This window comes from Micromonospora sp. L32, assembly GCF_052068055.1.
Lineage (GTDB): Bacteria > Actinomycetota > Actinomycetes > Mycobacteriales > Micromonosporaceae > Micromonospora > Micromonospora purpureochromogenes.
Genome location: NZ_JBQHDD010000006.1, coordinates 268,437 through 291,081 on the forward strand (window position 1 = coordinate 268,437; position 22,645 = coordinate 291,081).

Annotated in this window: 24 protein-coding genes and 1 pseudogene; 11 read left to right on the top strand and 14 right to left on the bottom strand. The window is 72.8% G+C overall.

What is annotated here, in order from left to right; all coding sequences use genetic code 11:
- Nucleotides 1-132: 132 nt before the first annotated feature.
- From ACTMTB_RS18565 to ACTMTB_RS18575, 3 genes are read left to right on the top strand one after another with little or no spacing between them, the layout of a single operon-like run.
- Nucleotides 133-357, top strand: coding sequence for a hypothetical protein (locus ACTMTB_RS18565; RefSeq protein WP_441147232.1), 225 nt, complete (start codon nt 133-135; stop codon nt 355-357).
- Complete coding sequence (gene xseA, locus ACTMTB_RS18570) at nt 354-1,568, top strand: exodeoxyribonuclease VII large subunit (RefSeq protein ID WP_210776597.1); 1,215 nt, start codon at nt 354-356, stop codon at nt 1,566-1,568. The genes ACTMTB_RS18565 and xseA overlap by 4 nt, the downstream gene beginning before the upstream one ends.
- A 22-nt stretch (nt 1,569-1,590) precedes the next feature.
- Nucleotides 1,591-1,803: an exodeoxyribonuclease VII small subunit gene (locus ACTMTB_RS18575; protein WP_088964870.1), complete on the top strand. Its 213-nt coding sequence runs from the start codon at nt 1,591-1,593 to the stop codon at nt 1,801-1,803.
- Between the two features lie 69 nt (nt 1,804-1,872).
- Here the strand turns inward: ACTMTB_RS18575 and ACTMTB_RS18580 are convergent, their stop codons facing one another.
- Both ACTMTB_RS18580 and ACTMTB_RS18585 read right to left on the bottom strand, forming a co-directional pair.
- Nucleotides 1,873-2,718 (bottom strand): hypothetical protein, encoded by an 846-nt coding sequence (locus ACTMTB_RS18580; RefSeq protein WP_357917503.1) that lies wholly within the window; start codon nt 2,716-2,718, stop codon nt 1,873-1,875.
- A gap of 319 nt (nt 2,719-3,037) precedes the next feature.
- The gene (locus ACTMTB_RS18585; RefSeq protein ID WP_441147235.1) at nt 3,038-3,850 is read right to left on the bottom strand and encodes a DUF4245 domain-containing protein; all 813 of its coding nucleotides are present in this window, start codon (nt 3,848-3,850) and stop codon (nt 3,038-3,040) included.
- A gap of 158 nt (nt 3,851-4,008) precedes the next feature.
- On the opposite strand from ACTMTB_RS18585, the gene glpX reads away from it, so the two are divergent.
- The gene (glpX, locus tag ACTMTB_RS18590; RefSeq protein WP_088963962.1) at nt 4,009-5,043 is read left to right on the top strand and encodes a class II fructose-bisphosphatase; all 1,035 of its coding nucleotides are present in this window, start codon (nt 4,009-4,011) and stop codon (nt 5,041-5,043) included.
- The gene (locus ACTMTB_RS18595; RefSeq protein WP_441147237.1) at nt 5,040-6,011 is read left to right on the top strand and encodes a DMT family transporter; all 972 of its coding nucleotides are present in this window, start codon (nt 5,040-5,042) and stop codon (nt 6,009-6,011) included. The genes glpX and ACTMTB_RS18595 overlap by 4 nt, the downstream gene beginning before the upstream one ends.
- Before the next feature lie 33 nt (nt 6,012-6,044).
- On the opposite strand, the pseudogene ACTMTB_RS18600 reads toward ACTMTB_RS18595, so the two are convergent.
- A pseudogene (locus tag ACTMTB_RS18600) lies at nt 6,045-6,961 on the bottom strand (NAD-dependent epimerase/dehydratase family protein).
- Nucleotides 6,962-7,102: 141 nt separating this feature from the next.
- Here ACTMTB_RS18600 and ACTMTB_RS18605 point away from each other — a divergent pair.
- A complete protein-coding gene (locus ACTMTB_RS18605; protein ID WP_441147239.1) occupies nt 7,103-7,792 on the top strand; it encodes a TetR/AcrR family transcriptional regulator in 690 nt (229 codons plus the stop codon).
- 8 nt (nt 7,793-7,800) lie between these two features.
- On the opposite strand, the gene ACTMTB_RS18610 is transcribed toward ACTMTB_RS18605, so the two are convergent.
- The 6 genes from ACTMTB_RS18610 to ACTMTB_RS18635 all read right to left on the bottom strand — a co-directional run bounded on the left by ACTMTB_RS18610 (nt 7,801) and on the right by ACTMTB_RS18635 (nt 13,126).
- Nucleotides 7,801-8,769, bottom strand: a complete 969-nt coding sequence (locus ACTMTB_RS18610) for an NAD(P)/FAD-dependent oxidoreductase (protein WP_441147241.1) — start codon at nt 8,767-8,769, stop codon at nt 7,801-7,803.
- 118 nt (nt 8,770-8,887) lie between these two features.
- On the bottom strand, nt 8,888-9,541 hold the full coding sequence (locus ACTMTB_RS18615; protein WP_441147243.1) for a rhomboid family intramembrane serine protease: 654 nt from the start codon (nt 9,539-9,541) through the stop codon (nt 8,888-8,890).
- Between the two features lie 115 nt (nt 9,542-9,656).
- Nucleotides 9,657-10,346: a lytic transglycosylase domain-containing protein gene (locus ACTMTB_RS18620; RefSeq protein ID WP_441147245.1), complete on the bottom strand. Its 690-nt coding sequence runs from the start codon at nt 10,344-10,346 to the stop codon at nt 9,657-9,659.
- Between the two features lie 286 nt (nt 10,347-10,632).
- Nucleotides 10,633-12,048, bottom strand: coding sequence for a PhoH family protein (locus tag ACTMTB_RS18625; RefSeq protein ID WP_441147247.1), 1,416 nt, complete (start codon nt 12,046-12,048; stop codon nt 10,633-10,635).
- Between the two features lie 348 nt (nt 12,049-12,396).
- The gene (locus ACTMTB_RS18630) at nt 12,397-12,750 is read right to left on the bottom strand and encodes a hypothetical protein (protein WP_280840415.1); all 354 of its coding nucleotides are present in this window, start codon (nt 12,748-12,750) and stop codon (nt 12,397-12,399) included.
- 31 nt (nt 12,751-12,781) lie between these two features.
- Nucleotides 12,782-13,126 carry a hypothetical protein gene (locus ACTMTB_RS18635; protein WP_441147249.1) on the bottom strand — a complete coding sequence of 115 codons (345 nt, stop codon included), beginning with the start codon at nt 13,124-13,126 and terminating at the stop codon, nt 12,782-12,784.
- Nucleotides 13,127-13,390: 264 nt separating this feature from the next.
- Between ACTMTB_RS18635 and ACTMTB_RS18640 the strand changes: the two genes are divergently transcribed.
- From ACTMTB_RS18640 to otsB, 3 genes are all read left to right on the top strand, one after another.
- Complete coding sequence (locus ACTMTB_RS18640) at nt 13,391-13,831, top strand: helix-turn-helix domain-containing protein (RefSeq protein ID WP_210776574.1); 441 nt, start codon at nt 13,391-13,393, stop codon at nt 13,829-13,831.
- Nucleotides 13,832-13,993: 162 nt separating this feature from the next.
- Nucleotides 13,994-14,347, top strand: coding sequence for a hypothetical protein (locus tag ACTMTB_RS18645; protein ID WP_441147252.1), 354 nt, complete (start codon nt 13,994-13,996; stop codon nt 14,345-14,347).
- A gap of 93 nt (nt 14,348-14,440) precedes the next feature.
- A complete protein-coding gene (gene otsB / locus ACTMTB_RS18650) occupies nt 14,441-15,265 on the top strand; it encodes a trehalose-phosphatase (protein ID WP_210776572.1) in 825 nt (274 codons plus the stop codon).
- Between the two features lie 34 nt (nt 15,266-15,299).
- On the opposite strand, the gene ACTMTB_RS18655 is transcribed toward otsB, so the two are convergent.
- The 4 genes from ACTMTB_RS18655 to ACTMTB_RS18670 all read right to left on the bottom strand — a co-directional run bounded on the left by ACTMTB_RS18655 (nt 15,300) and on the right by ACTMTB_RS18670 (nt 20,089).
- Nucleotides 15,300-16,070, bottom strand: a complete 771-nt coding sequence (locus ACTMTB_RS18655; protein WP_154939557.1) for an isoprenyl transferase — start codon at nt 16,068-16,070, stop codon at nt 15,300-15,302.
- 46 nt (nt 16,071-16,116) lie between these two features.
- On the bottom strand, nt 16,117-17,244 hold the full coding sequence (locus ACTMTB_RS18660; protein WP_441147254.1) for a geranylgeranyl reductase family protein: 1,128 nt from the start codon (nt 17,242-17,244) through the stop codon (nt 16,117-16,119).
- A 99-nt stretch (nt 17,245-17,343) separates the two neighbouring features.
- Nucleotides 17,344-18,207 carry a hypothetical protein gene (locus ACTMTB_RS18665; RefSeq protein ID WP_441147256.1) on the bottom strand — a complete coding sequence of 288 codons (864 nt, stop codon included), beginning with the start codon at nt 18,205-18,207 and terminating at the stop codon, nt 17,344-17,346.
- Between the two features lie 37 nt (nt 18,208-18,244).
- Nucleotides 18,245-20,089: a phosphoenolpyruvate carboxykinase (GTP) gene (locus ACTMTB_RS18670; protein WP_441147258.1), complete on the bottom strand. Its 1,845-nt coding sequence runs from the start codon at nt 20,087-20,089 to the stop codon at nt 18,245-18,247.
- A 461-nt stretch (nt 20,090-20,550) separates the two neighbouring features.
- Between ACTMTB_RS18670 and ACTMTB_RS18675 the strand changes: the two genes are divergently transcribed.
- Together ACTMTB_RS18675 and ACTMTB_RS18680 are read left to right on the top strand one after the other, a co-directional pair.
- Entirely contained in the window at nt 20,551-21,087 is a 537-nt protein-coding gene (locus tag ACTMTB_RS18675) for a GtrA family protein (protein WP_441147627.1), read from the top strand.
- A 63-nt stretch (nt 21,088-21,150) separates the two neighbouring features.
- Nucleotides 21,151-21,867 (top strand): GtrA family protein, encoded by a 717-nt coding sequence (locus tag ACTMTB_RS18680; protein ID WP_441147260.1) that lies wholly within the window; start codon nt 21,151-21,153, stop codon nt 21,865-21,867.
- A gap of 110 nt (nt 21,868-21,977) precedes the next feature.
- Here the strand turns inward: ACTMTB_RS18680 and ACTMTB_RS18685 are convergent, their stop codons facing one another.
- The gene (locus ACTMTB_RS18685) at nt 21,978-22,550 is read right to left on the bottom strand and encodes a PH domain-containing protein (protein WP_357917446.1); all 573 of its coding nucleotides are present in this window, start codon (nt 22,548-22,550) and stop codon (nt 21,978-21,980) included.
- Nucleotides 22,551-22,645 lie beyond the last annotated feature (95 nt).

Here is a 22,645-nt window from a genome sequence, read left to right on the forward strand (position 1 = left end):
GGTTTTCCGCCGGCAGCGGCTGCGACCCTCACCACAGCCGGGGCCGGGGACTGGCAGAAATGGCGGACCGGCAGCGCCCACGGCCGCCGGCCACCAGCCGAAACCCACATTTCGGGTACGAAAGGACGCGCGATGGTGATCCAGAAGACCCGCCGATGTTCGCCCTTCGGCGCGCTCGGCCTCACGGTCGCCGACGACGGCTGGACGATCAGCACGGTCGACGGCGCGACCGCCGCGCCCTGGGAAAACACCGTGGCGATCACCGAGCAGGGCCCGTGGGGCCCCGCCCCGGCGAGCGGCACGCGCTGTCAGGGCTGCCGCAGGTCGTCGGGGGCTGACCGTAGGGTGGGCGGGTGACCGACGCCCCGCGCAGCACCCCCGAGGAGCCCTGGCCGGTCCGGGTGGTCAGCCAGAAGGTCGGCGCCTGGATCGCCAAGCTCGGCTGGGTCTGGGTGGACGGCCAGGTGGCGCAGATCAGCCGGCGCCCCGGCGCCAGCACCGTCTTCCTCACCCTGCGCGACCCGTCCGCCGACCTCAGCCTGACCGTCACCACCAACCGGGACGTCCTCGACTCCGGCGCGCCGGAGCTGCGCGAGGGCGCCCGGGTGGTGCTGCACGCCAAGCCGGAGTTCTACGCGGCCCGCGGCACGCTGAGCCTGCGCGCCGACGAGATCCGCCAGGTGGGGCTCGGCGAGCTGCTGGCCCGGCTGGAGAAGCTCAAGAAGCTGCTCGCGGCGGAGGGGCTCTTCGACCGGTCCCGCAAGCGCCGCCCCCCGTTCCTGCCGCAGCGGGTCGGGCTGATCACCGGGCGCGCCTCGGCCGCGGAGCGGGACGTGCTGACCAACGCCCGGCGGCGCTGGCCGGCGGTGGAGTTCCGCACGGTCAACGTGGCGGTGCAGGGGCCGAGCGCGGTGCCGCAGATCGTCGACGCGTTGAAGGTGCTCGACGCCGATCCGAGCATCGACGTGATCATCCTGGCCCGGGGCGGCGGCGGCATCGAGGACCTGCTGCCCTTCTCCGACGAGGCGCTGTGCCGGGCGGTCTTCGCCTGCCGCACCCCGGTGGTCAGCGCGATCGGCCACGAGACGGACGCACCGCTGGTCGACTACGTCGCCGACGTCCGCGCGTCCACGCCGACCGACGCGGCCAAGCGGGTCGTGCCCGACCTCACCGAGGAGGTCCGCCTCATCGGCCAGGCCCGGTCCCGGCTGGAACGCGCGGTCCGCAACCTGGTCGACCGGGAATCGCACCGGCTCGCCCTGCTCCGTTCCCGACCGGTGCTGGCCCGCCCGCAGGTGATGGTCGACCAGCGGGCCGCCGAGGTGAGCGCGCTGCGGGACCGGACCGGCCGCTGCCTGGACCACCGGCTCGGCGCCGCCGACGACGACCTGCGGCACACCCTGGCCCGGTTGCGCGCGCTCTCCCCCGCGGCCACCCTCGACCGCGGGTACGCGATCGTGCAGCGCGCCGACGGCCACGTCGTCCGCGCCGCCGCCGAGGTGGCCAAGGGCGACCCCCTGCGGGTGCGCCTCGCCGACGGTGAGCTGACCGCGACCGTCGACGGCTGAGGAGTGTGGTGGGATGGGTGCGATGACCGACGAGACGAAGGACGAGCGGCTCAGCTACGAGCAGGCTCGCGCCGAGCTGGCCCAGGTGGTCGAGAAGCTGGAGGCCGGCGGCACCTCGCTGGAGGAGTCGCTGGCGCTGTGGGAGCGCGGCGAGAAGCTGGCCGAGGTCTGCCAGCGCTGGCTGGACGGCGCCCGGGCCCGCATCGACGCCGCCCGGCAGGCCGCCGACTCCTGACGCCTGCCCTGGGCAGCGGACAGCAGCGGCGGGGCGACCGACAGCCGCCCCGCCACCGGAGTCGACGGCTCAGTTGAACAGGTTGTAGAACTCCTTGGGCGCCTCGACCACCTGGTCGGCCGGCGGCTTCTGCGCGGCGGCGGCGTTGCCGTAGTCCGAGTAGGTGACCTTGATGTCCTGCGCGGCGTTCTGGCCGGCGGCCGGAATCTGGACCACCATCTCGCTGAGCCGGCCCTGCGGGTCGAGCTTCGCCGTGAACGGCACCGACTTGGCCTGCGGGCCGAGCGCGGTGATCACGGACTGGTCCACCGAGCCGGCCTCGGCGGCCTTCGACACGTCGAGCGTGCCGGCGTAGGTGCCCTCGCCGGTCTGCCGTACCTCGGTGATGCCCTGGGTCAGCACCTCGCTGCCGGCCGGGTCGATCTTGTCGAAGTCGAAGCCCAGCGCCTTGTTGCCCTTGATCCGGGTCTGGTCGAGGTGCTGGTACTTGCCGAGGTTGAGCTTCTGCGCGCCCGGGATGCTGCCGGCGGACTTGCCGCCCAGTTCCAGCTTCACCCAGCTGTCCGGCTTGGCGTGGATCAGGTCGAGCTTCATCGACAGGTCCGAGGACGCGTCACCGATCAGGACGCGCATCTCGGCGCTCTGGCTCGGCTCGTGCACCTGCCCCTCGGCGCTCGAACCGGCGCCGGACATGGTGAACCGGAAGTTGCCGTTCCTGATCTCGTTGGTGGAGTTGAGCAGGGCCTGCTTGGCGTCGCCGTTGACCGCGCCGGAGGCCCCCGGCGAGGCGCTGCCGGAGACCGTGGGGGACGCGGAGGCCCCCGCCTCGCCGGTCCCGGTGCTGTTGCAGGCGGCAAGCCCAGGAGTGAGCAGCGTCGCGGCGAAGACCGCCGCGCTGAAGCGCCGAATGGTCACGTGAACCTCTCAAGTGGGTCGTCCGGCCCGCGGGGGCGCCGGAGGCGTGGCGTCGAGGCCTTGCACCTGCCCCGCCGCACGAGTCCCGTCCGGCCGACGGAACGAGCCGGCGAGGTCGCATACCTTCTGTTCCCTGACGCCGCGTTCGGCAATCCCTGTCCGGTCCACCTGATGGAACGTCACTCCTCGGTGGGGCGGCGCAGCACGCCGCACCCCACCCCGGGAAGTCAGTCCTTGAACATCTCGTAGACCTGGTCGGACGCCTCGACGACCTGCTTCGCCGGGGGCTTCTGCACAAGCCCGCCCAGGCCTCGCGGCGTCAGCGCAACGAGCCGGCGAGCTGCCGCAGCTCGTTCTCCCGGGCGTCGCCGATCACCAGGATCGTGCGGTTCGGTTCGAGCAGCACCAGGGCCTGGTCGTTGCCCCGGCCGGTGTACCGCTGCCAGTTGCGCCCGCCCAGGTCGGTGGGCCCCTGGGGCTGCCCCTCGGCGGTCAGCTCGGCGGGCAGCAGCCTCTCCGGCGGCACGTTGCTCTGCACCAGCTGGACGCCCCGCCCCTCCGGAGTGAGATAGCCGACGCGCAGGTTGGCGCCACCCTCGACCGTGCGGTAGCTGGCGCTGACCGTACGCCAGCCGGAGCTCAGCCCGGCCGGCTCGCTGACCGGGAAGGCGTTCGCCGCGCGGGCCTGCTCGTAGGCGGGCGCGGCGTCGATCACGGTCGGCTGCTCGCCGCCGAGGAAACCCCGGTAGAAGGCGACCAGCAGGGCGATCGGGACGAGGAGCACCAGCAGCGAGAGCGCCATGTCCTTCGGCGACCGCTCGGAGCGGGACTTCTCCTTGCCGACGGGCCGCCCGCCGGCGGCCGGCCGCGCCGGCGGCACGTCGGCGTCCACTGCGGCGGCGTCGGGCGTCGGCTCGACCAGCGCCGGCTCGCCGCCGCCGCCAGCGCCGGCGGTCGTCTCGACCAGCGCCGCCTCGGTGCCGGCCCCGGTGGCCGAGCCGCCGCCGGCCGGTCCCTTCGACGGGCCGGACCCGGCCACCGCGTCGGTCGCCCCGGTCGGGGGCACCGGCGGCTGGCCGTCGGGCGGGGTCTGGTCGGCGGGTACGCGGTCGGCAGGCTGTGCGGGGTCCACCCGTCCATTCTCGCAGCCGCGCGGGTGACCGATCCCGCCCACCACCGCCCCGCCCCGACACCGGACCTGTCATCGTGTGAGGATCAGCGACAAAGCCGGCAGCGGCGACCGCAGCACCCTGCCGGTCCACCCCGCAACGTCGCGAGGAGGAAGCCGTCATGACGACGAACACCAGGACGCGGATCCCCCAGGATCTCGACCGCAACCTTGCCCTCGACCTGGTCCGGGTCACCGAGGCAGCGGCGATGGCCGCCGGCCGGTGGGTCGGCCGGGGCGACAAGGAGGGCGGCGACGGGGCAGCCGTCGACGCGATGCGCAAGCTGATCAACTCGATCCCGATGCGCGGGGTGGTGGTGATCGGCGAGGGCGAGAAGGACAACGCGCCGATGCTCTTCAACGGCGAAGAGGTGGGCGACGGCACCGGACCCGAGGTGGACGTCGCGGTGGACCCGGTCGACGGCACCACGCTGATGAGCAAGGGCATGCCGAACGCGCTGGCGGTGCTCGCGGTCTCCGAGCGCGGCGCGATGTTCGACCCGAGCGCGGTCTTCTACATGGAGAAGCTCGCCGTCGGTCCGATGTACGCCGACGTGGTGGACATCAACGCCGGGGTGGCCGACAACCTGCGCCGGATCGCCAAGGTCAAGGGCACCGACGTCTCCGAGGTGACGGTCTGCGTGCTGGACCGCTCCCGCCACGACGACCTGGTCAAGCAGATCCGGCGTACCGGGGCGGGCATCCGGTTCATCTCCGACGGCGACATCGCGGGCTCGATCGCGGCCGCCCGGGGCGAGTCCGACGTCGACGTGCTGATGGGCATCGGCGGCACGCCGGAGGGGATCATCTCGGCCTGCGCGCTCAAGTGCATGGGCGGGGCGATGCAGGCCAAGCTCTGGCCGCGCGACGCCGAGGAGCGGGAGAAGGCGCTGGCCGCCGGGCACGACCTGGACCGGGTGCTCAGCACCGACGACCTGGTCACCGGCGACAACTGCTTCTTCGTGGCCACCGGTGTCACCTCCGGTGACCTGCTGCGCGGCGTGCGCTACCGGGCGGGCGGGGCGTACACCCAGTCGATCGTGATGCGCTCCAAGAGCGGCACGATCCGGGTGATCGACTCGTACCACCGGCTGGAGAAGCTGGCCCTCTACTCGGCGGTCGACTTCGACGGCCGGCCGCTGGCCGAGCAGGAGTGAGTAGGGCCGGGGCGGCGGTCCGTCCGACCGTCCCGGGGTCCCGGCGGATCGTCGCGACCGGGTTGGCGACCGCCTCGGGGGTCACCGTGGCCGTGCAGTCCCGGATCAACGGCGAACTGGGCGTACGCCTGGCCGACGGGATCGCCGCCGCGGTGGTCTCGTTCGGGCTGGGCCTGCTGGTGCTGCTGGTGCTGGTCCCCGCCACCCCGGGTGGGCGGCGGGGACTGCGCGACCTGCGCGCGGCGCTGCGGGACGGCTCGCTGCGCCCGTGGCAGTGCCTGGGCGGGTTGTGCGGGGCGTTCCTGGTCGCCACCCAGGGGCTCACCATCGGCACGCTCGGGGTGGCCGTCTTCACGGTGGCGGTGGTGGCCGGCCAGTCCGCGAGCAGTCTGGCGGTGGACCGGGCCGGGGTGGGCCCGGCCGGCCGGCAGCCGGTGACGCCGAGCCGGCTGGCCGGTGCGGCGCTGACCGTGCTCGCCGTCCTGCTGGCGGTGGGCGACCGGCTGGGCGACCCGGGAGCCCTGATGCTGGCCCTGCTGCCACTGCTGGCCGGGGTCGGCATCGCCTGGCAGCAGGCGGTCAACGGTCAGGTCCGGGTCGCCTCGGGCAGCGCCCTGGCGGCCACGCTGGTCAACTTCACCGTCGGCACGGCCGCCCTGCTGGTCACCTTCGCAGTCGACGGCGCGGTCCGGGGCTGGCCGACCGGCGCCCTGCCCGCCGAGCCGTGGCTCTACCTGGGCGGGCCGATCGGCATCGTGTTCATCGCGATCGCGGCGGCGATCGTCCGCTTCACCGGGGTGCTGCTGCTCGGGCTGGCCACCATCGCGGGGCAGGTCGTCGGGGCCGTACTGCTGGACCTGGTCCTGCCGACCGCGGCCTCGCACCCGGGGCCGGCGACCCTGGCGGGTGCCGCGCTGACCCTGGTGGCGGTGCTGGTGGCCGCGCTCGGCCCGGCGCCCCGCCGCTGAGCCCGGGCCGGGCTCGCGGCGGGTGCCGGCGGGTCAGCGGCGCAGGGCCGTGACCGTCTCCTCGATCGCGCGGTCCAGCGGCGTCGCCTCGATGCCGAGGGTGGCGGTGGCGGCGGTGGAGTCCATCAGATACGGCCGGTCGAACTGGTAGGCGGTCTCGCGCAGCTCCCGCGCGAACGGGTCGGTCAGGCCGCCGAGCCAGAGCACCGGGTAGGGCATCCGGGTCAGCTTCGGCGCGGGCGCGCCGACCAGCGCCACCGCGCGGGTGGCCAGCTCGCGCATGCCGGCGGCGGGTGCGCTGGGCACGTGCCAGGCCCGGCCCCAGGCCCGCGCGTCGGCGGCGGCGACGACGAGGGTACGGGCGACGTCCGGGATGTACGTCCAGGTGTGCGGGGCGTCCCAGGCGACCGGGAGGAAGACCCGCCGTCCGTCGAGCACCCGGGGCAGCACCAGCATCGGCAGGGACGTGCCGCCGGCGCCGAGGTAGTCGGAACCGCGCACCTCGGTGACCCGGGCCCGGCCGGCCCGGTGGGCGGCGAGCGCCTCGCTCCACATCCGGTTGCGCACCCGGCCCTTGGTGCCGGTGGCGGCGAGCGGGGTCTGCTCGGTCATCGGGCCGTCGACCGGCCCGTACCCGTAGAGGTTGCCGACCGTGGCGAGCACGGCGCCGGTCCGCTCGGCGGCGGTGAGCAGCGCGCCGGCCAGCGGCGGCCAGTCGGTCGGCCACCGGTGGTACGCCGGGTTCGCGCAGTTGTACAGGGCGTCCGCGCCCTCGGTCAGCGCGGTGAGCCGGTCGGCGTCGGCGGCGTCGGCGGTGACCCGCTCGACGACGGGTGCTCCGGCCCGCTGCCCCGGCGGGTCACCACCCGGACGCGTTCACCCCGCTCGGCGAGGAGACGGGCGGTGGCCGTGCCGACCGGACCGGAGCCGACGATCACGTGCAGCGACATGGGAACGCCTTTCGAAGCGGGGATACGAACCGAGAGCACTGCTCTCACTTGCCGACACCAGCATGCCCGCCCACCCGCCGAGTCGTCAAGAGCGGTGCTCTCTTTTTTGATTGCCGCTCCAGTCCGTGGCAGAGTGGACCCATGCCCGCTTCCTCGATCCGCGCCCGGGTCCGCGCCGAGATGCTCGACGAGATCAAGGCGGTGGCCCGCCGCCATCTCGCCACCGACGGCGCCAACCTCTCGCTGCGGGCGGTCGCCCGGGACATGGGGATGGTCTCCTCCGCCATCTACCGCTACTTCCCGAGCCGCGACGACCTGCTCACCGCGCTGATCCTGGAGGCGTACGACGCGCTCGGCGACGCGGTGGAGTCGGCCGACGCCGGCGCCGACCGGCAGGACCTGCGCGGCCGCTGGCACGCGGTGTGCCGGGCGGCCCGGGACTGGGCGCTCGCCCACCCCGCCGAGTACGCCCTGCTCTACGGCAGCCCGGTGCCCGGGTACGCCGCACCCGACGACACCGTCCTGCCGGCCCAGCGCCCGCCGGTGACCCTGGTCGGCATCCTGCACGACGGGCTGGTCGACGGGCGGCTGGCCGCCCCCGACGACGAGCTGCCCGAACCGGTGCGCGCCGACCTGGCCGAGATCGCCGCCGGGCTCTTCCCCGGCCTGCCGGAGTCGCTGCTGGCCCGGGGCATGGCCGGCTGGACGCAGCTGTTCGGTCTGATCAGCTTCGAGCTGTTCGGCCGGCTCAACCGGGCGGTCCCGCACCGGGACGCGTACTTCGACCACCAGACCGGGCTGATGGCCGACCTCATCGGCCTGCCCCGCTGACGGTCGCCTCAGCCGGCGTCGGAGGAGTGGCCCGGGAACAGGTGGGCGCTCGGGTCGATGGCGACGGCGGCGTTGTTGACCGCGGTGGCCGCCTCGCCGAAGCCGGTGGCGATCAGCCGCACCTTGCCCGGGTATTCCGTGATGTCCCCGGCGGCGAAGACGCGCGGCAGGTTGGTCGCCATCGCGCTGTCCACCACGATGTGCCGGCGGTCCAGCCGCAGCCCCCACTCGGCCAGCGGTCCGAGGTCGGCGGTGAAGCCCAGCGCTGCCACCACCGTGTCGACCGGCAGGGTCTCGGCGTCGCCGCCGCGCACGGTGATCTCGGCGGCGGTCACCGTGGCGTCCCCGTGCAGCCTGGTCAGCTCGGCGTTGACGATCACCCGCACCGGCAGCGCCAGCACCCGGGAGACCGTCGACGCGTGCGCCCGGAACTTCTCCCGCCGGTGCACCAGCGTCACCGAGCGGGCCAGCGGTTGCAGGGTCAACGCCCAGTCGAAGGCCGAGTCCCCGCCGCCGACGATCAGCACGTCCCGGTCGGCCAGTGCCGTCGGCTCGGGTACGAAGTAGACGATCCCGCCGCCCACGAAGCTCTCCGCCACCGGCAGCGGGCGCGGGGTGAAACTGCCCAGCCCACCGGTGATCACCACCGCGCCGCAGCGCAGCTGGTCACCGCCGGCGAGCCCGAGCACCGGCTTGCCGTCGACGTAGGCGAGCTTCTCCGCCCGGGTACCGAGCAGGTACTCCGGGTGGAACGGCGCGGCCTGGGCCACCAGGTTCGCCACCAGGTCCCGTCCCTTGACGGCGGGGAAGCCGGCGACGTCCAGGATCAGCTTCTCCGGATACATCGCGGTGATCTGCCCGCCCGGCTCGGGCAGCGCGTCGACGACCGCCACGGACAGCCCGCGGAACCCGGCGTAGTACGCGGCGAACAGGCCGGTCGGGCCGGCCCCGATCACCGCGACATCGACCTCGCGCATGGGCGTACCGTCGCTTTCCGCTGGCGGATCAACGCGTGCTGATGCCGACGGTAGGCCCGACGCACCGGCCGGGCAAGCATGTCCCGATCTCCGGTGGCCCAGCGGCGGGTCGCCCGACTCAGGGCATGGTGAGGGTCGACTCCGAGTGGTACGGCCCGCCCGGCTCGGGCCGGCGGCGCCGGAACAGGATCGCCGCGACCACCCCGCCGAGCAGCCCGAACAGGTGCCCCTGCCAGGAGATCCGCTCGTCGGTGGGGAGGATGCCGAGCAGCTGCCAGCCGTAGAGCAAGCCGACCAGCAGCACCACCGCCAGGTTCCACCAGCTGCGCTCCACCAGGCCCCGGGTCAGCAGCATGCCGAGGTAGCCGAAGATCACCCCGCTGGCGCCGACGACCACCGAGTTGGGCGCGCCGGTGAACCAGACGCCGAGCCCGCTGACCAGCACGATGATCAGGGTGGACCAGAGGAAGCGCCGGGTGCCGGCCGCGAGCACGAAGGTGCCGAGCAGGATCAGCGGGATGCTGTTGCTGTAGAGGTGCTCGAAGCCGTGGTGCAGGAACGGCGAGAAGAAGACCCCGTCCAGGCCCTGGATGCGGTGCGGGATGATCCCCGCGGCCACGTCGAGGCCGAAGTCGAGCCCCTGGTCGAGGGCCTCGATGAGGAAGAGGAACGGCACGACCGCGCACATGGCGACGAAGGCCCGGCCGAGGGCGGCGTAGAACGCGTCGGTGCCGAACCGGGTCGGGTCGCCGCCCGCTGGGTGCAGGGTCACCCTGACAGGGGTATCAGCATTCGTGGCCGACCGCCACCTGGGCGGCGCGCCGGCCCGGACCACGACGAGGGCGGGGCGGGTGGTCGCCCACCCGCCCCGCCCTCGTTCGCGACGATCAGTACCAGCCGACGTTCTGGCTGTGCGCCCAGGCGCCGCAGGGGTTGTCGTACCGGCCCTCGATGTAGCCCAGGCCCCACTTGATCTGGGTGGCCGGGTTGGTCCGCCAGTCGTCGGCGACCGTGCCCATCTTGCTGCCCGGCAGGGCCTGCGGGATGCCGTACGCCCCGGAGGAGGGGTTGCTGGCCTTGTGGTTCCAGCCGCTCTCCTTCGTCCAGAGCTTGTCCAGGCACGGCATCTGGTCGATCTTGAAGCCGGCGTCGAGCAGCAGCGCGCAGCCGATCTCGCGGTTGCCGCTGAACTCGTTGCAGGACGCGGGGATCGGACCGGTGAACGGCTGGGTCTTGGCCTCGGCCTCCTTGGCCGCCGCCTCCCGCGCCTTCTTCCGGGACGCCGCAGCGGCCTCGGCCTCGCGGGCCCGCTCGGCGGCCTCCTTGGCGGCCGCGGCGGCCCGCAGCTTCGCCTGGTACTCGGCGGCCCGCTGCTTGGCGGAGCTGCGCTGGTGGTCGGCCTGCCGCTCGCGCTGGTAGTCGTACTCGGCCTGGTCGACCTGGAGGCCGACCTGCGCGGTCAGGCCCTGTTGCTGGGTTTCCCGGTCTTCGCCCAGATAGAAGCCGCCGGCAACGCCCACGGAGAGCAGTGCGACGGCGGCCGTACGGGCGCCGAACCGGCTCCACAGCCGACTCACGAAGTGGTCCCTTCGTCGGGGGCAAGGACGCGGCGCGGGCCGGCCGTCTCCGGACGCGGTCGTGCCGCGAGCGCCCCGACCGGAGCCGGTCGCATCCGACGCACCGACTCTCGCCGGGGCTCGTCCTGGGGTGGGACGAACGATACTCGACGATCTTGTCGGGGCGCGGGCGCTCGTTGGACACCATCGCGCACAGTGAGACTGATGGGAAACCAACAGACCCATTTGTGACCTGCGCCACAAGGTGAATGCGGACGGAAGTGGGCGCAACGGACGCCCGAGACGACTACTGCGGGATGTCCTCCAGCAGATCAGTCACCATCGCGGCGATCGGCGACCGCTCCGAACGGCTCAGCGTGACGTGCGCGAAGAGCGGGTGACCCTTCAGCGCCTCGATCACCGCCGTCACGCCGTCGTGCCGGCCCACCCGCAGGTTGTCCCGCTGGGCGACGTCGTGGGTGAGCACCACCCGGGACCCCTGACCGATCCGGGACAGCACGGTGAGCAGCACGCCCCGCTCCAGCGACTGCGCCTCGTCGACGATCACGAAGGCGTCGTGCAGGCTCCGGCCCCGGATGTGGGTCAGCGGCAGGACCTCCAGGATCCCCCGCGAGGTGACCTCCTCCAGCACGTTCTCGTGCACCACCGCGCCGAGGGTGTCGAAGACCGCCTGCGCCCAGGGCGACATCTTCTCCGACTCCGAGCCGGGCAGGTAGCCGAGTTCCTGGCCGCCGACGGCGTACAGCGGGCGGAAGACGATCACCTTCTTGTGCCGGCGGCGTTCCATCACCGCCTCCAGGCCGGCGCAGAGCGCCAGCGCGGACTTGCCGGTGCCGGCCCGCCCGCCCATCGAGACGATGCCGATCGACTCGTCCAGCAGCAGGTCCAGCGCGACGCGCTGCTCGGCCGAGCGACCGTGCAGGCCGAACGCCTCCCGGTCGCCCCGCACCAGCCGGACGGTCTTGTCGGGCAGCACCCGGCCCAGGGCCGAGCCGCGGGCCGAGTGCAGCACCAGGCCGGTGTGGCAGGGCAGGCCCGCCGCGGCGTCCAGGTCGAGGGTCTCACCGGCGTAGAGCCGGCCGATCTCCTCCTCGCCCAGCTCCAGCTCGGCCATGCCCGTCCAGGTGGGATCGCTGGCCTGGCCGTGCCGGTACTCGTCGGCCCGCAGCCCGACCGAGGCGGCCTTGACCCGCAGCGGCATGTCCTTGCTGACCAGGGTCACCTCCCGACCCTCGGCGGCCAGGTTCAACGCCACGGAGAGGATCCGGGCGTCGTTGGACTCGTTGCGGAAGCCCGGCGGCAGCACGCCGTCGTCCGAGTGGTTGAGCTCCACCCGCAGCGTGCCGCCGGCGTCGTTGGCGGGCACCGGACGGTCCAGCCGCCCGTGCCGCACCCGCAGCTCGTCCAGCATGCGCAGGGACTGCCGGGCGAACCAGCCCAGCTCGGGGTGGTGGCGCTTGCCCTCCAGTTCGGAGATGACCACCAGGGGCAGGACCACCTCGTGCTCGGCGAAGCGGTGGAACGCCGCCGGGTCGGACAGGAGCACCGAGGTGTCCAGGACGAACGCCTGGCCGGCTGGTCGGGGCTCCTCGGTGCCGGCCGGGGCGGCGGCCGGCGTACGGCGGCTCCGGGTGGCTCGGCGGGTCGTGGCAGTCGCGGCCGGGGTCTGGTCGGCACCGGCGGGCGTACGGCGAGTCGTCACAGGCCTGCTCCGACGGATGGGCACCCGCCACCCGTGTTCCGCCTCCTCCGGTGCCCGGGGACACGGGGTCGGATGCGGAACCCCGTGCGCGAGGTCGCAGTTCCGGGCGGACCGGCTGGCCCGGGAGAACCCCGTGCCATGCCTAGACGCTAGCGGCGCCGGGCCACCTCGGCTAGAGGTGGAGGTGGATCTCCCTCGACCGGGACGTGAACGTCGGCGGCGGACCGGCCGGGATGCATGCCCCCTGCGCGCATCCCGGCCGGTGGGGCCACCGTCACCGGTCTGACGTGGCCCCGACGGTGCGTGCCCGCCGCGGACGACGCACCGGGTCGGTGCCGGCGTGGGTCGTCAGCCCTGCCGCCGGACGAGGGTCCCGGTCGGGTGCCGGCCGGTGACCGGCGGGACCGGGGCGGTGAACGAGGAGCCGGTGTACGTGGTGCCCTGCCGGGCGACCGCGGTGGTGGTGACCGTCGCGGTGGTCACCACCGGTGGCCCGCTCACCGGCCCGGCCAGGGCCGAGGCGATCGCGGCCTGGGCGTCGCGGCGTCGTCGGTTCCACGCCCCCCGGTCGCCGTCGAAGTAGCCCTGCCGGTAGCCGAAGCGATAGCCGATCCGGTAGCTGAGCTGGCCGTGCAGCCGGCCCGCCGCGTAACTGGTGGCGCCGAGGACGAGGACGAGGAAGACCGCGAGGAACGGGCTCATCCGGCGGCTCCGCCGCGCCGCGCCGGCCCGGTCACCGGTCCTCCGGCTCGATCGTGGTGGGGTCGACGACCAGGAGCCGCTCCAGGTCGTCGGTGCTGACCTCCTCCACCAGCTCGACGCTGATCCGGCACCCGTCCAGGACGATCTCGGCGACCGAGGAGCGGCGGATCTCGCCGCCGGCGTCGTAGACCCGGACGCTCAGCTCCGGACAACCGAGATGGGTACGCCAGGCGTCCCACTCGTCCCGGTCCCCCACGCTCAGGGACAGGTAGCGGCACCCTCGGGCGAGGTACAGGCGCCAGGGCGCGCTCAGTCCCGCGGCCACCCCCTCCGCGATCAGGCCGAAGGCCTGGGCACGGGTCGCGAGCTCGGTCACCGCACCTCCCGCGCGCTGGGGGCGTGACGCATGTGAGCACTAATCGTCTCATGCACGTGACACACCGTAGATTGTCCCACGAGCGTGACAGTATCAGCTTTTCGTCCGGTTACCGCCGCACCTAAGTCCTCCTATTCTGCCCAGGTGACACCCCTCGGAAAGGCCCCTGGATCGTTAACACGCGCCCGGAGAGAGTCGTCCCGTTCGCGTGACACCCGTACGCACGGACTCCCCACCGCGGCCGTCCGGCCGTACCGTCACGGGGTGACCGAGACCGCCCCCGCCCGGAAGATCGCCTTCGCCAGTTTCGTCCGCCGGGCGCTCGACGACGCCCGGGCGATGCGGGCCTGGACGGGCACCGAGGTCTCCCGCCGCACCGGCGTCTCCCGGCAGACCATCAACCGGTGGGTCCGCGGCGACTGGGCCAGCGACCCGGAGGTGGAGCGGGTGGTCGCCTTCTGCGAGGGGCTCGGGCTCAACCCCGCCGCCGCCTTCGCCGCGCTGGGCTGGGACCGGGCCGCCGCGCCCCGCACCGCGGCGACGCCACCCCCGATGGACCCGGACGTGGAGGCCCTGCTGCGCCGGCTGGTCGATCCCGCCGTCTCGGAAGCGGAGAAGTTCCACATTCGAGAAACCATTCGTTACCTCGCTTATCGCCCGACTCTGCCGGCCGATGTCCGAAAGCGAGACGAACAGGCCGGCTAGTTCCTCAGATGGCGAAAGAACGCCTGGTCAGACCTCTTCGTTTCGCTACGGGCCAGGAACGGGCGCGCTAGCGTCCGTATTCGTACTGCTTGGGCTCGTCGTCGGCGGGGGGACGGGACAAGGCCGAACCCAGCCCTGCGGGACAGAAGGAGGGGTCTGTCCATGACCCTGAAATGGTGGGCAGTCGTGGTCGCGGCGGTGTCGGTGACATCGTTCGTGACCGCAAACGTCGCGATAGGCGCGGTCGAGGGCGAGCAGATGCCACTGGTCGTCAACCTCCTCGCGCTCACCACCGCCGGCACCGCGGTGGTGCTGGCCGTGGTCGCCGAGCTGCACGAGCGGCTCAACGACCGGGTCAGCGCACTGACCGAGTTCCTGGTCGCCCGGCTCAGCGAGATCGAGGCGCAGGCCGGCGACCGGAACACCGGATTCGTCGAGGGTTACCTGCTCAGCCACGGCCAGGAGGCCGACGTGGTGCCGTTCGGGCGCCCGCGCCGGGGAGCCGCCGAACGCTGACCGACCACCTGCGAAATCGCCCACCGCCGGAGGCGAGAAGGCGTCATCTCGCGGCCACGAATGAGCCGCAGCCGCCGGGGTACGCTGTCGCGCGTGCCGCCGTTGAATCTGGGCAACCAGCAGCCGAAGACTCCGTTGGACGCCGAACACGCCTGGCGGGCCACCGCCGCGCGGGCGGCCCACACGGTGCTCTTCTTCGACTTCGACGGCACCTTGGCGCCGGTCGACGACGACCCCACCGCCGTGCAGCCCGCGCCCAAGGTGCTCGCCGCGCTGGAGGCGCTCGCCCCGGTGGTGCAGCGGGTGGCGATCGTCTCCGCCCGCCCGGTCGACTTCCTCCGCGACCACCTCGGTGGCCTCGCCGGCATCGACCTGTACGGGCTGTACGGGCTGGAGCACAGCCACTCCGGGGGCGAGACGGTGACCGAGCCGGCCGCCCTGCCCTGGGTGCCGACCATGGCGGAGCTGGCCGACCTGGCCCGGGCCGAACTGCCGGCCGGCACGCTGGTCGAGTTCAAGCGGTTGAGCGTCGCCCTGCACTGGCGTACCGCGCCGGGGCTGGGGCCGCAGGTCGAGCAGTGGGGTCGCGCGCAGGCCGAGCGGCTGGGGCTGAAGGTGCAGGCCGGCCGGATGGTGCTGGAGCTCAAGCCCCCGGTCGACCGGGACAAGGGCCTGGTCATCGGCGAGATCGTTCGCGACGCCGGTGGCGCCTGGTACTTCGGCGACGACGTCTCCGACATCAAGGCCTTCGCCGCGCTGCGGGCCCGCGCCGCCGCCGACCCGGACTTCTTCGGCGTCTGCGTGGCCGTGGCCAACCCGGAGACCGGTCACGAGGTGGCCGACGCCGCCGACCTCACCCTCGACTCACCGGCCGCCCTCGGCGACTTCCTCACCAGGGCGCTGCCCCACCTGACCTGACCGGCGGCCGCCGCCGTGGGCGCGGGCGAGCCCGTCAGGCGCCGAAGCGGCGCTGGCGGTTGGCGTAGGAGCGCAGGGCGCGGAGGAAGTCGACACGACGGAAGTCGGGCCAGTTGAGTTCGCAGAAGTAGAACTCCGAATGGGCCGACTGCCAGAGCATGAAGCCGGAGAGGCGCTGCTCACCGCTGGTCCGGATGATCAGATCCGGGTCCGGCAGGCCCTTGGTGTAGAGGTGCTCGGAGATGTGGTCGACGTCCAGCGCGCCGGCCAGCTCCTCGATGGTGCCGCCGGTGGCGGCGTGCTCCAGCAGCAGGGAGCGCACCGCGTCGGCGATCTCGCGCCGGCCGCCGTACCCGACGGCGATGTTGACCTGGGCGCCACCGGCGCGGTCCCGGGTGCGCTCCTCGGCGGCCTTGAGGGCCTGCGCGTGGTGCGAAGGCAGCACGTCGAGCGCGCCGACCATCCGCAGCCGCCAGGGGTTGCCCTCCTCGGCCAGCTCGGTGGTCAGGTCCTCGATGATCTGGAGCAGCGGATCCAGTTCCTCCGCCGGCCGGGAGAGGTTGTCGGTGGAGAGCAGCCAGAGCGTGACGTGGCCCACGCCGGCGGCGTCGCACCAGCGCAGCAGCTCCTTGATCCGCTCGGCGCCCATCCGGTGCCCGTCGTTGGGGTCGACGAAGCCCATCTCCCGCGCCCACCTGCGGTTGCCGTCGCACATGACACCGACGTGCCGGGGCACCGGCTTGCCCGCGAGCGACGCCGTCAGCCGGCGCTCGTACACGGAGTAGAGGAGGTTCCGCAGAGTCATCACCTTGCAGGGTAGCGACCCGCCCGGCCGATGGTGACCTCGGAGGTTAACTACGCGCCGAGAGACCGATGCCGATCATGGCGAGGGTGCGGGCGTCCAGCCGGCCGTCACCGAGCCCCAACTCGACGACGCTGCGGTAGACCCGGTCGTCGCGGCGGGCCGCCCGGACGGCGGCGTCGACCACCCGCCGGTGCCGGGCCAGCCAGGCGGCGACCGAGCTGTGCCGCAGGTGCGTACCGAGCCGCCGGCGCAGCGCCTGGGCGTACCGGTCGGCCGCCCGGTCGGGTGCCGCCGCGGCGGCCGCGCCGGCCAGCGCCCCGGAGAGCAGCGCGTAGAAGATCCCTTCGCCGGTGAACGGGTTGATCAGGGAGAGCGCGTCGCCGGCCAGCACCACCCGACCCCGACCGGGCGACGGCCGGTGCGTCGACAGCGGCAGGTGGTGGGCACGCAGCCCGGTGACCGTGGCCGGGTCGGTCGCCGGCAGCAACGCGGCGAGCCGGTCCAGCAGGTGCGCGCGGCTCAGCGGCTCGCCCCGCAGCACCTCCCCGTACCCGACGTTCGCGCGACCGTCGCCGATCGGGAAGGACCAGGCGTACGCCGGCCAGCGCGGCCCCGAGGTGACGATGAACTGTTCGGGCGGGCCGGGCAGCGCCGGGGCGTACCCCCGGATGGCGAGCGCGAGGTGGCGGTCCGGGTTCGGCGGGTGGCCGAGCGTGCGGCGGACGATCGACCCGGCCCCGTCCGCGCCGACCACCGCCCGCGCGGCCAGTTCCCCGTCCAGCACCACCCGGTCGTCGCGCGGCTCGACCCGACGGACGGTGTGCCGGCACAGCACCGCACCGGCGGCCACCGCCGCCGCGACCAGCCGGGCGTCGAACACCTCGCGGGGCACCGTGTACGCGGGCCGGGGCAGCGCCCGGGCCACCGCCGGGCCGCCCGGGCCGACCAGCCGCAGCGCGGGCAGCGGGGCGTACCCGGCCACCGCGTCGGTCACCCCCAGCCCGGCGAGGACGTCCAGCGCGTGCGCCGCGATGCCGTCCCCGCAGGCCTTGTCCCTGGGGAAGTCGGACCGGTCCAGCAGCAGCACCCGGGCCCCGGCCCGGCGGGCGGCCAGCGCGGCGGCCGCCCCGGCCGGCCCCGCCCCGACCACGATCAGGTCGAATTCGTCGCTCACCGCGTCGCCTCCCGCCCGCAGCCGCCCACCGGCCCATCCTGCCCGCCCCACGCCCCCGAACCCCGCCGCCGCACCGACCCACCCACGCGTGGCGGGGGTTCAGGTGGAGGGTGGGGGTGCTTCGGCGCGGGTGGCGCGCCAGAGGCCGTAGAGGGCGAGGACGGCGGCGGCGACGAGCGGGCCGCCGTCCCGGACCAGGCCGTCGACGCCGAGCAGCCACCAGCAGAGCGGCAGGTCGACAGCGAGCACGCCCACGGTGATCGCCACCAGCAGGGTGCGGGCCCAGCGCCGGCCGCGCATCAGGAACGCGGTGCAGAGGAGCACCGCGTAGCTGACCGCGATGCCGGCGAGGAACCAGAACACCACCGCCGGCGCGGCGGCCAGCCGGCCGTCCAGGATCGCGCCCCCGGCCACCAGCGCCGGCACCAGCATCAACGGGCTGTACGTGAAGGCGGCGACCCGACTGGTGAGCAGCCACCCGGTGACCGGCGGCCGCTTCGGGGCGGCCTCCCGCCAGGAGATCGTGCCGCCGGAGACCACCAGGGTCCTGCGGTGCCGGACGAGGTACGCGCCGACCGCCTCGGAGCGGTAGAGCAGCGCGACCACGCTCACGCAGAGCGCGGTGAGCAGGGCGAAGCCGAGCAGCCCGGGCAGCGGCGGCACCCCCTGCCGGGGCACCACCAGCCGGCCCACCGCGAAGATCGTGGTCACCGCGAGGATCAGCCCGAACGGCCGGGCCACGGTACGACCGCGGTTGACGTGCCCGATCAGCACCAGGAAGGCGAGTGAGCGGAGCATCGCCCAGCCGGTGCGTACGGCCAGGCCGAACTCCTGCTCCGGGGCGTACCACCAGTTGAGCAGCTCGACCACGACGGTGGCCGCCGCCGTCACGGCGAGCAGCGTGGTGAGCGCCCGGACGGCGGACGGCCGCCGGACCTCGGTGGTCTCGACGGCCGTCCTCATGGGATCCGATGGTGCCCGGTACGGGCAACCGTCACACCTACTTCTGCGGCTGCTCCGCGTCGAGCCGGGCCCGCAGCGCGTCCAGCTCGGCCCAGAGGACGCCCGGCAGCTTGTCGCCGAACTTCTCGAACCACTCGGTGACCAGCGGGAGTTCGTTGCGCCACTCCTCCGGGTCCACCTTGAGGGCGATCCGGACGTCCTCCGGGGTCATGTCCAGGCCCTCGACGTCCAGCGCGTCCTGCGCCGGCACCATGCCGATCGGGGTCTCGACCGCGTCGGCGGTGCCCTCGATCCGCTCGACGACCCACTTGAGCACCCGGGAGTTCTCGCCGAAGCCCGGCCAGAGGAAGCTGCCCTCCGGGTCCTTGCGGAACCAGTTCACGTAGTAGATCTTGGGCAGCTTGGCCTCGTCGCCGTCGGCGCCCTTGCCCATCTCGATCCAGTGCCGGAAGTAGTCGCCGGCGTGGTAGCCGATGAACGGCAGCATCGCCATCGGGTCGCGGCGGACCACGCCGACCGCGCCGGACGCGGCGGCGGTGGTCTCCGAGGAGAGCGTGGCGCCCATGTAGACGCCGTGCACCCAGTCGCGGGCCTCGGTGACCAGCGGGATGGTGTCCCGGCGACGGCCGCCGAAGAGGATCGCGTCGATCGGCACGCCGTTCGGGTCGTAGTAGTCCTCGGCGAGGATCGGGCACTGGGTGATCGGGGTGCAGAACCGGCTGTTCGCGTGCGAGGAGAGGCTGTCGCTCTCCGGCGTCCAGTCGTTGCCCTTCCAGTCGATCAGGTGCGCCGGCGGCTCACCCATGCCCTCCCACCAGATGTCCCCGTCGTCCGTCAGGGCGACGTTGGTGAAGATGGAGTTGCCGCGGTCGAGCGTCCGCATGGCGTTGGCGTTGGTCTTCCAGTCGGTGCCGGGCGCGACGCCGAAGAGGCCGTACTCCGGGTTGACCGCGTAGAGCCGACCGTCCTCGCCGAAGCGCATCCAGGCGATGTCGTCGCCGATGGTCTCGACCTTCCAGCCCGGGATGGTCGGCTCCACCATGGCGAGGTTGGTCTTGCCGCAGGCTGACGGGAACGCGCCGGCGATGTGGTAGACCTTGCCCTCCGGCGAGGTGATCTTGAGGATCAGCATGTGCTCGGCGAGCCAGCCCTCGTCGCGCCCCATCACGCTGGCGATCCGCAGCGAGTAGCACTTCTTGCCGAGCAGCGAGTTGCCGCCGTAGCCGGAGCCGAAGGACCAGATCTCCCGGGTCTCCGGGAAGTGCGAGATGTACTTCGTCTCGTTGCACGGCCAGGCGACGTCCTGCTGGCCGGGGGCGAGCGGGGCGCCGATGGAGTGCAGCGCGTGCACGAAGTCGGCGTCGTCGCCCATCGCCTCGAGGACCTTGGCGCCCATCCGGGTCATGATCCGCATCGAGGCCACCACGTACGGGCTGTCGGTGATCTCGACGCCGAACATGGGGCTCTCGGCCTCCACCGGGCCCATGCAGAACGGGATGACGTACATGGTGCGCCCGCGCATGCTCCCGCGGTACAGCTCCGTCATCGTCCGCTTCATCTCGGCCGGCGCCATCCAGTTGTTGGTGGGGCCGGCGTCCGCCTCGTCGACGGAGCAGATGTAGGTGCGCTCCTCGACCCGGGCGACGTCCGTCGGGTCCGTGCGCGCGTAGAACGAGTTGGGCTTCTTCTCCGGGTTGAGCCGGATCAGGGTGCCGGACTCGACCAGCTCGTCGGTGAGGCGCCGCCACTCCTCATCGGACCCGTCCACCCAGACCACGCGGTCGGGGGTGGTCAGTTCCGCGACTTCTCTGACCCAGGCGAGCAGCTTGGGGTGGGTAGTCGGGGCCTGATCGATACCCCGAACAGTAGCCGGAGCAACCATGACACATCTCCTTGTGGTCGACGCTGACCGTTCTATGGATGCACGAGTCTGGCGGGCGCGAGCCGCGTCGCCATCGTGGAAACCTGGGATTGCGCTCAGCGTAAACCGGGCCGAGCCGTGAGTCAGTGGGACTGGTTGTGAAGAACTGCACAAGGTACGGCCCGGCTGCGGCATCACGAGCTAATACCCGCTTTCCCGCGCAGTTTCACGCAAATCCTGCGGCGAACTGTTGTCGGCCACCGGAACGGACGATGACGGACAGCGGAACCGGGCTTCCGGTGACGGCCACGTCGATTGGGCGAACCGATCGACGATCGGTCCACAAAGAGTTACGCTCTGCTCACCTGCGGCGGCAGCGGACGGGCCGGTTACGACCCGCGCCGGGAGCGATCCGGGCCGGCTCGCCGTTGCTGCGCGTCCGGCTCGCTCCCGACCGGTACGCTCGGCGGGTGGCCGCGACGATGACCGGGGACCAACCAGGGTCTCCGCCGACCCGCCCGGGTCTGGCCCGCACTCTGCTGGACCGCTTCGGTCACCTCGTCCGCGAGCTGAGCAAGTTCGCCACGGTGGGCGGGATCGCCTTCCTCATCGACTTCACGCTCTTCAACTACCTGACGACCGTGCGCGACGTCGAGCAGGTGACCGCCAAGACGATCTCCACCGTCGTCGCGGCCAGCGTCGCCTTCGTGGGCAACCGGTTCTGGACCTGGCGCCACCGCAAGCGCTCCAACCCGGCCCGCGAGTACGCGCTGTTCTTCTTCTTCAACGCAGTGGGCCTGGGCATCGCCGTGGCCTGCCTGGCGTTCAGCCGGTACGGCCTGGGCAGCATCTGGCCGGAGGTGTTCCAGACCCCGCTGGCCGACAACATCGCCAGCTTCATCGTCGGCACCGGCCTGGGGACGCTGTTCCGGTTCTGGTCGTACCGACGGTTCGTCTTCGTGGAAGCGGGAAACCCCCCGGTTCCGGAGGCGGCGCACGACCGGCCGCCGGGGGCGTGACCTGCCGCCCACCTCGTCCGGCCGGGACCTGCCGGCCCCAACCACTGCCCTAAGGTGTTCCGCATGCGTCTTGTCCGTCTGCTGCCCGAGCGCTGGCAGAAGTTCATCCACGAGGCGCTCAAATTCGGCGTCGTCGGTGGCATCAACACCGTCATCAATTACGCGGTGTTCAATGTCCTGGCACTCACCGTTTTTGTCAACGGTCAACTGAAGGCGACCGTGATCGCCACCGTGGTGGCGACGATCACGTCGTATCTGATGAATCGGCACTGGACGTACCGGGATCGACCGAAATCCGCGTTGAAGCGGGAATACGTCCTGTTCTTCCTTTTCAACGCCACCGGCCTGCTGATCGAGCTGGGCGTCCTCGCCGCCGCCAAGTACGGCCTGGGCGTGAACAGCCTGCTCGCGCTCAACGTGGCGAAGACCGGCGGCGTGCTGCTGGCCACCATGTTCCGGTTCTGGTCGTACCGGACGTTCGTGTTCCAGCCGGTGCCCGCGCACGCCGAGGAGACCTGGCACACGATCCACCGGGACGAGTGGGACACCATGGCCGAGCTGGACCCGGTGGCCGAGCTGGCCGAGTCGGTCAGCGAGCTGGAGGAGGCCCAGCAGCAGGCGGCGCAGCGGCCCGGCCGCCTGAAGGCCGAACCGGTCTTCCCGCAGCCGACCGGACGTCCCGCCCCGCTGGACGCCGGGCTGGGCAGCACGGTCGGCGCCGACCTCGACGCCGAGCTGGCCGCGGAACTGCATGCCGGCACCCGCCGCCCCCGCCGCTGACCCCGCCGCCCGGGACGACCCGGGCACCCGAATGTCGCCAGGTGGCGGTGTCCGACGGACACCGCCACAGCTGCGAACCGGGGTCGATCAGGCCGGAGTCGGGCCAGGAGTCAGCTGGTGGGGTCGCGCAGCGGCTTGCCCTCGCGCATGTCGGCCAGGATGTCGCGCATCTCCCCGTCGCCCAACGAGTGCTTGTCGTGGTGGGCCTCGACCAGCTCGTAGAGCTTGGTCTGCACCTGGCCCACGGACGGGACGTCGCGCAGCACGGACTGGCCGCGCTCGCCCGCCGACTCGATGGTGAGCGTGCCGCAGCCGAGCAGCCGCTCGACGAAACGCTGGCTCATCGCGTGGTCGTTGATCCGGGTGAGCGGGATGTCCCGCCGGTCCCGGGACAGCACGCCCTGCTGGAGCAGCACCCGCTCGTCGGTGAACAGGTAGTGCGTGGTGCGCCAGACCAGGAACGGCCAGAGGCCCAGCCAGAGCGCCAGCACCAGGGCCAGCCCGGCGATCACGTACAGCGCGATCGTGGCGCCGTCGCCGTCGGGCAGCAGGACCCAGCCCGCCACCACGGCGGCGACGCCGAGGACCAGCACCAGGATCGGCCGCAGCAGCGCCTTCCAGTGCGGGTGCAGATGCAGGACGACGTGCTCGTCCTCGGTGAGCACGTCTTCGGGAAACGCCACGGGGAACCTCCTCGGCACGGATCGGACGCGCTGACCGTAACCGGTCACCGCGAGCCGCCGGATCAGCCGCGCGGCCCCGATCGCGGCGCCGCGCC

Coding starts and splice junctions, on each gene's coding strand:
- ACTMTB_RS18680 (WP_441147260.1), top strand. CDS start 21,151: ATGCGTCTTGTCCGTCTGCTGCCCGAGCGCTGGCAGAAGTTCATCCAC.
- ACTMTB_RS18655 (WP_154939557.1), bottom strand. CDS start 16,070: ATGACTCTGCGGAACCTCCTCTACTCCGTGTACGAGCGCCGGCTGACG.
- ACTMTB_RS18670 (WP_441147258.1), bottom strand. CDS start 20,089: ATGGTTGCTCCGGCTACTGTTCGGGGTATCGATCAGGCCCCGACTACC.
- ACTMTB_RS18665 (WP_441147256.1), bottom strand. CDS start 18,207: ATGAGGACGGCCGTCGAGACCACCGAGGTCCGGCGGCCGTCCGCCGTC.
- ACTMTB_RS18610 (WP_441147241.1), bottom strand. CDS start 8,769: ATGCGCGAGGTCGATGTCGCGGTGATCGGGGCCGGCCCGACCGGCCTG.
- ACTMTB_RS18675 (WP_441147627.1), top strand. CDS start 20,551: ATGACCGGGGACCAACCAGGGTCTCCGCCGACCCGCCCGGGTCTGGCC.
- glpX (WP_088963962.1), top strand. CDS start 4,009: ATGACGACGAACACCAGGACGCGGATCCCCCAGGATCTCGACCGCAAC.
- ACTMTB_RS18630 (WP_280840415.1), bottom strand. CDS start 12,750: ATGAGCCCGTTCCTCGCGGTCTTCCTCGTCCTCGTCCTCGGCGCCACC.
- ACTMTB_RS18575 (WP_088964870.1), top strand. CDS start 1,591: ATGACCGACGAGACGAAGGACGAGCGGCTCAGCTACGAGCAGGCTCGC.
- ACTMTB_RS18565 (WP_441147232.1), top strand. CDS start 133: ATGGTGATCCAGAAGACCCGCCGATGTTCGCCCTTCGGCGCGCTCGGC.
- ACTMTB_RS18645 (WP_441147252.1), top strand. CDS start 13,994: ATGACCCTGAAATGGTGGGCAGTCGTGGTCGCGGCGGTGTCGGTGACA.
- ACTMTB_RS18605 (WP_441147239.1), top strand. CDS start 7,103: ATGCCCGCTTCCTCGATCCGCGCCCGGGTCCGCGCCGAGATGCTCGAC.